The following is a 6,021-nucleotide window of genomic DNA, read 5'->3' as shown; positions in this document are numbered from 1 at the left end:
GTGCGGCTATTCTTATTCCCCGCTAAAATGCTAAAATTAATATATGGCTAAACTTGTACGGGGCTTCCGCGATATATTTGAACCCCAATCTAAAAATTTTACTGAACTTGAAAACTGCGCCCGCGGCGTGTTTTCCCTTTATGGGTTTGGCGAACTGCGCCTGCCCACCGTGGAATTGAAAGAATTGTTTGTCAAATCCACCGGCGAAACGACGGATATTGTGCAAAAAGAAATGTACGCCTTTGAAGATGCCGGCCACCGCCAACTGGCCATCCGCCCGGAGGGAACCCCCGGCGTGGTGCGTGCGTATTTGGAAAATAACTTCACCCAAAATGCGCCGGTGCAAAAATTTTATTATGTGGGCAATATGTTCCGCGCGGAACGCCCGCAAGCCGGCCGCTACCGCGAATTTGAACAAATCGGCGCGGAATATATCGGCAACTCGGCCCCCGCGGCAGATGCCGAAGTAATTTTAATGCTCAAGGATATTGTTTCCAAATTCGGCGCTAAAAATTACTGCGTTAAAATCAACAGTTTAGGGTGCGATAAATGCCGCCCGCTCTACCGCCAAGCCTTGATTGACTTTTTATCTAAAGAAAAAGACACCCTGTGCGAAAACTGCCAAACCCGCTTGGAAAAAAACCCCTTGCGCGTGTTGGATTGCAAAATAGACGGCGCCCGCTTTGCAGGCCGCGTGCCCACCATGCAGCTGTGCCCGGAGTGCCAATCCCACTTTGACGAAGTACAGGCACTACTTAAAGGCAAGATAGATTTTGTGGTAGACCCTATGCTCGTGCGCGGGCTGGACTATTATTCCCGCACCGTGTTTGAATTTCAAGCCGGGGATGTTTCCCAAAACGCCATTGCGGCGGGCGGGCGTTATGATACGCTGGTTAAAAATATGGGCGGCCCGGCCACCCCGGCTATCGGTTGGGCCATGGGGGCGGAGCGCGTAATTGCCGCCCGCGGGGAAACCCCGGTAGCGCCCGTCAAAAGCGTGTATGTGGTTTCCATGGATAAATCCTGCAACGAAACCGCATTCAACATTATGCAATCTTTGCGCGCGGCGGGCATCCGCACCGAAGGCGGCCTGTTTGATAAAAATGTAAAAGGGCAAATGAAGCAATCCGACCGTTGCCACGCCGCTTATGCCATTATTTTGGGTACGGACGAACTGGCCCAAAAACAAGCCACTTTCAAAAATCTCTCCACCGGGGAGCAACAAAAAATTTCATTTGACGTTTTAACTGATGAGGTAAAAAAAGCATTATGAAGAGAACGAACTACTGCGGGGATTTGAACGCCTCGCACATCGGCACGCACCAAACTATATGCGGTTGGGTAAACAGCTACCGCAACCACGGCGGCGTGTTATTTATTGACTTGCGGGACCGCACCGGCCTTATGCAAGTGGTGGTGGAACCGTCCAGCCCGTTTTTTGCCCTGGCCAGCACCTTGCGCAACGAATATGTGGTGCAGGTTTCCGGCACGGTAAAACCGCGCATTGAAGGCGCCGTAAATAAAAACTTAAAAACCGGCGAAGTGGAACTTTTAACGGATAATTTGGTTCTCTTAAACACCTCTATCCAACTGCCGTTTGATGTGGAAAACTCCCGCTCCGTGGCGGAAGAAATCCGCTTGAAATACCGCTATTTGGATTTGCGCAACCCCAAAATGTTTGCCAACCTGTATTTGCGCCACCGCTTGGCCCAGGCCGCGCGCCGGTATTTGGATAAAAACGGTTTTCTGGAAGTGGAAACTCCTATTTTAACCCGCTCCACGCCCGAGGGCGCACGCGATTATTTGGTGCCGTCCCGCGTACACCATGGGGAATTTTACGCCCTGCCGCAAAGCCCCCAAATGTTCAAACAAACCTTAATGGCCAGCGGCATTGACCGCTACTTCCAGTTGGCCCGGTGCTTCCGCGACGAAGACCTCCGCGCCGACCGCCAGCCCGAACATACACAAATTGATATGGAAATGTCTTTCGTGACGATTGAAGACATCCACACCATTGTAGAAGGCTTGATGAAAGAATTGTTCACCACCGCGGGCGAAGAATTAACCATTCCGTTTGCCAAACTGCCGTATAACGAATCCATGGATAAATACGGCTCCGACAAGCCGGACTTGCGCTATGATTTGCAAATGAAAAATGTGTCCGGCGTTTTCAAAAACACCACTTTCAAGGTATTTGCGGATGTGCTTGCCCACGGCGGCGAAGTGCGCTCCCTGGTGGCTGCCGGCGGAGCCTCGCTCTCCCGCGGGCATATTGATAAGCTGACCGAACTGGCCAAAAAGAACGGGGCCAAGGGCCTGGTGTGGCTCAAAGTAAAAGACGGCAAGTTGGAAAGCCCGACCGCCAAATTCTTTACCGCGCAGGAATTGGAGTCCTTAAAAGAAGCCAGCGGCGCCGCCGAGGGCGATTTAATCTTGCTCGGCAGTGATAAGCACGACACCGTCTGCCCGTTTATGGGTGCTTTACGCAAAGAATTGGTAAAAAATTTAACGCCCAAATGCAAATGGGCTTTCGTGTGGATTACGGACTTCCCGCTGTTGGAATACTTGCCGGAAGAAGGCCGCTGGGATGCCGCCCACAACCCCTTTACCGCCGCCCACGAGGACGATTTGGACAAGCTGGAAACCGACCCCGGTTCCGTGCGCTCCTATCAGTTTGACTTGGTGCTGAACGGCAACGAATTAGCCTCCGGCTCCGTGCGCAACTGCCGCCGTGACGTGCAGGAACGTATTTTGGCTTTGATGAAATACTCCAAAGAAGAATCCGCACGCCGTTTCGGTATGCTCTTAAACGCGCTGGAAGCGGGCGCGCCTCCCCATGGCGGCATTGGCTTGGGGTTAGACCGCATTACCGCCCTGTTGGCCGGGGAAGATTCCATCCGCGAGGTTATCGCGTTCCCCAAAACGGCGCAAGCGGTTTGCCCGCTGACCGATTCCCCCAACGTGGTGGATGAAGCACAGCTAAAAGAATTGGCGTTGTCTATCGTCAAATAGTTTACACCCCGGGGCCTTGTAAAAAAACACCCCGGGGTTTTTCTTTACGCGCGCGTTGGCAAACACGCCGCAATTTTTGCATAATGAAAGTATGATAAAATTAATCCCTGTTTCCCCTGTTTTTCTTCTTCTTTTTCTAATGGCCTGCGGCGGGAAAGCCCCCGCAGATGAAAAGGCCGTTTCCGTGCGCCCTACCCGGCAGGCCAATGTGGCCCACTATATGGAAAAGGCCAAACAAAACAACTTGCGCGCCCAAGAGCGCCGCAAGCCGCTGGACATTAAAAACCCGGTGGATACCGCCACGCTGAATATGGCGCTTGCGCCCGAGGAAATACCCGATTTGCCCGCCAAAATGCAAGCCGTAAAAACCAATTTGGAGCGCCGCGTGCGCCAAGCCTATGGCGAAGAAGCCGCCGCGCGGGCCGGTGCGCTGATTATGGAATATCACCGGGCGGCCACGCAAGCGGCCAAAACGTCCGATTCCCCCGCCCAACTGGCGGAAAAACTCAAAGAGTTGGACGGCCATTATCAGCAAAAATTAAACGCTTTTTTGCAAACAGAATCGTTGCGTGAGTGGTTTCCCCCCTCTAAAAAGCAATTAGCCAAAGCGCGCGTGGAAATGACCGTCAAAAATAAGGCCATGCTGGAAGAAATCAAAAAGATATACGGCGCCACCTGTGCCGAAAAGGCGGCCCCGGTACTGCATAAAGCACTGGAAGATTATTTCACCGCGCTTTCCGCCGCCCAAAACGTGGAAGAATTGGAAAAGCAGGTGGGGGCGGTATCGGTAGAATCGGACGTGGCCCTGCGCCAAGTGGTGGCCAAATATGGGGACCCGAAAGGCGCTATGAGCGAAGAAGAATTGCAAGCTATGCGCGCCGAAATGATAGCCGCGTATCAGGAAGTGGAAGCCCGGTTTGAATATTTGTACGGCAAAGAGGCTGTACTGGAAATCCGCCCGTTTTTTAACCAAATTTTGAAAAACGCCGCCGCCGTGGGGGCGGCTAACACGCGTTTAAGTTATAAAAAGGAAGAACTGGCCCGCTTAAATGCCATTTACCGCCAAAAATTAGCGGCTATGCAAAATAACTTTAATGCGCGTTTGAAAAAGGGGCGCCGTCCGGCGGCCGCCCAATAACGGGGGTTTTGTTTATGCGCGATACAAAAAACGTATTTACTTTCGGTTTATTTATTGTCATTTTGTTGGCGCTTGCTTTTGTGTTTTTGAATCAGCCCGGCTCCGCACCGCAAGCACGTTTGGCGCAGGAACCGGGGCTTATCGCGCCGGAACCCCCGCAAGCCAGCACGCTGGAAGAATTAAAAGAACAGGAAATTTTAGGGCTTGCCCCGCGGCAAACGCCAACCGCGGCCCCGGCGGCAGATTTACAAAGCGCCCCGGTTTTGCGCCCAACGCCCCGGGTGGAATATCCCTCCGGGCGCAGCAGCCTAAAAAATGCCCCGCGCTATGAACCGGGCATGCGTTTGCCGGGCCCCTCTGCCCGGAACGGCCGGGCGGGCTCCTCGGCGCAAAAGGCGCATTTGGCGGGCGGGTCGGACTCGGCCTCCACCGCAGGCAAAGGCGGGGCAAGCTACGCCCCGGAATCCCGCACCCAACGCCCGGTATTTAACGGGGAAACCAACGCCACCGCTTACGAAGCCGCCAATGATGCCATTTTATCGTATATGGGCAGTAAAAAAGACCGCCGCAAACAAGAGGCCCTGCGCCGCCAAATGGCCGGTATTTCCAGCGCCATAGACCGCGCGGTGGCCCGGGCCATGGCGCCTAAATCCAAACGGGCAACCATGGTGGAAAAATACACCCGCGGCGGCGGGCCGGAAGCAGTGGCCCAACAGGGCGGGCCGTTTGGGTCTGTCTTGTCGCAAATTGAATCGCAAAAAGCCTCGGTGGTAAACGGAATGACCAACAACTTTGGGGCCTCGGCGGGGCGCAAAGCGGGCAAAATTATGGATAATTTCCGCAAAGAAGCCGCCGCCACCGCCAACCGCAAGGATTTAACCCAACAGCAAAAAGGAAACGAAATCCGCAAAATCAACCGCAAATACCAACGGCAATTAGGGCAACTGGCGCATGATGAAACTTTCAATAAAATAGAGGCCGACCAACGCCAGGAAAACGAAGCCTATTTAGCCCGCTTGCGTGATAAATTCAACCCCAAGACGGAAGCGGCCGCCCGGGCGGTACTGGACGATTTTACCGCTAAAAAAATGGCCCTGATGAAAGAGGGCCTGCCGGCGGCGGAGTATCAGGAAAAATACTTAAAATTAAAACAGGAAAGCGACGACAAAGTAAAAGAAGCCGTTTTTCAGAATAACCCGTCCGACCCCAACGCCGGGCGCACGCTGAACGAAATTAACAACCAAACCGCGCACGAACAATTAGCCAAGCAAAAAGAGGACGTGGAAGCCGGAAAAGTGCGCGACGAACGGGTGGTGGTTTCGGAAGAAGTAAAACAAAAATACAAAGACCAGTTTGCCGCCCAACGTAAAAAAGACCAAAAATCCGTGGCGGATGCCTACGGCGCGGACGTGGCCCAACAGTTCGCCGCTATTGACGAAGAATACGAACGCGAAGTGCTGGAAAACCTCTCCAGCGACGAAGGCCGCCTGACGGTGAACGAAAAAAACCAGGCCGCCGTGGAAAAGCGCAACAAGGCCGTCCAGCAACTGCTGGAAAAAGCCAAAAACAACCCGGAAACCAAAAAGAAACAGGCCAAGCAAATGGAACAGGCCGTCAAAAAACAGAACGAAACGGTTATCAACCAAATTATGACCAGCGACGAAATGCGCCAATGGCCCGCGCAAGCCAAAAAATCCTATGAAAAACAGGCCCGCGCTATTTTGGACGGCATGGCTAAAGAATTGGCGCAAGCCTCGGTAAATGCCAAAGACCAAAAATCTTACGAGGAAGAAGCCAAGCAAATCCAGGAGCGCGCCCAACAGCGTTTACAGCAAATCCAGGTATCTGTACCGCAAGGGGAGGCGCAATAA

At 53.2% G+C, this 6,021-nt stretch carries 4 protein-coding genes; all 4 read left to right on the top strand.

What is annotated here, in order from left to right; genetic code table 11:
• Positions 1-43: 43 nt before the first annotated feature.
• Positions 44-1,273 carry a histidine--tRNA ligase gene (hisS, locus tag ACQY18_RS06070; protein WP_428039224.1) on the top strand — a complete coding sequence of 410 codons (1,230 nt, stop codon included), beginning with the start codon at positions 44-46 and terminating at the stop codon, positions 1,271-1,273.
• Positions 1,270-3,012, top strand: a complete 1,743-nt coding sequence (gene aspS, locus ACQY18_RS06065) for an aspartate--tRNA ligase (protein ID WP_428039223.1) — start codon at positions 1,270-1,272, stop codon at positions 3,010-3,012. Before hisS ends, aspS begins: the two co-directional genes overlap by 4 nt.
• A gap of 91 nt (positions 3,013-3,103) precedes the next feature.
• Positions 3,104-4,150: a hypothetical protein gene (locus ACQY18_RS06060; RefSeq protein WP_428039222.1), complete on the top strand. Its 1,047-nt coding sequence runs from the start codon at positions 3,104-3,106 to the stop codon at positions 4,148-4,150.
• Between the two features lie 14 nt (positions 4,151-4,164).
• Positions 4,165-6,021: a hypothetical protein gene (locus ACQY18_RS06055; RefSeq protein ID WP_428039221.1), complete on the top strand. Its 1,857-nt coding sequence runs from the start codon at positions 4,165-4,167 to the stop codon at positions 6,019-6,021.

It is taken from the genome of Candidatus Avelusimicrobium faecicola (assembly GCA_900540405.1).
GTDB classification, from domain to species: Bacteria; Elusimicrobiota; Elusimicrobia; order Elusimicrobiales; family Elusimicrobiaceae; genus Avelusimicrobium; species Avelusimicrobium faecicola.
This window is presented reverse-complemented; position numbering and strand designations above follow the sequence as displayed.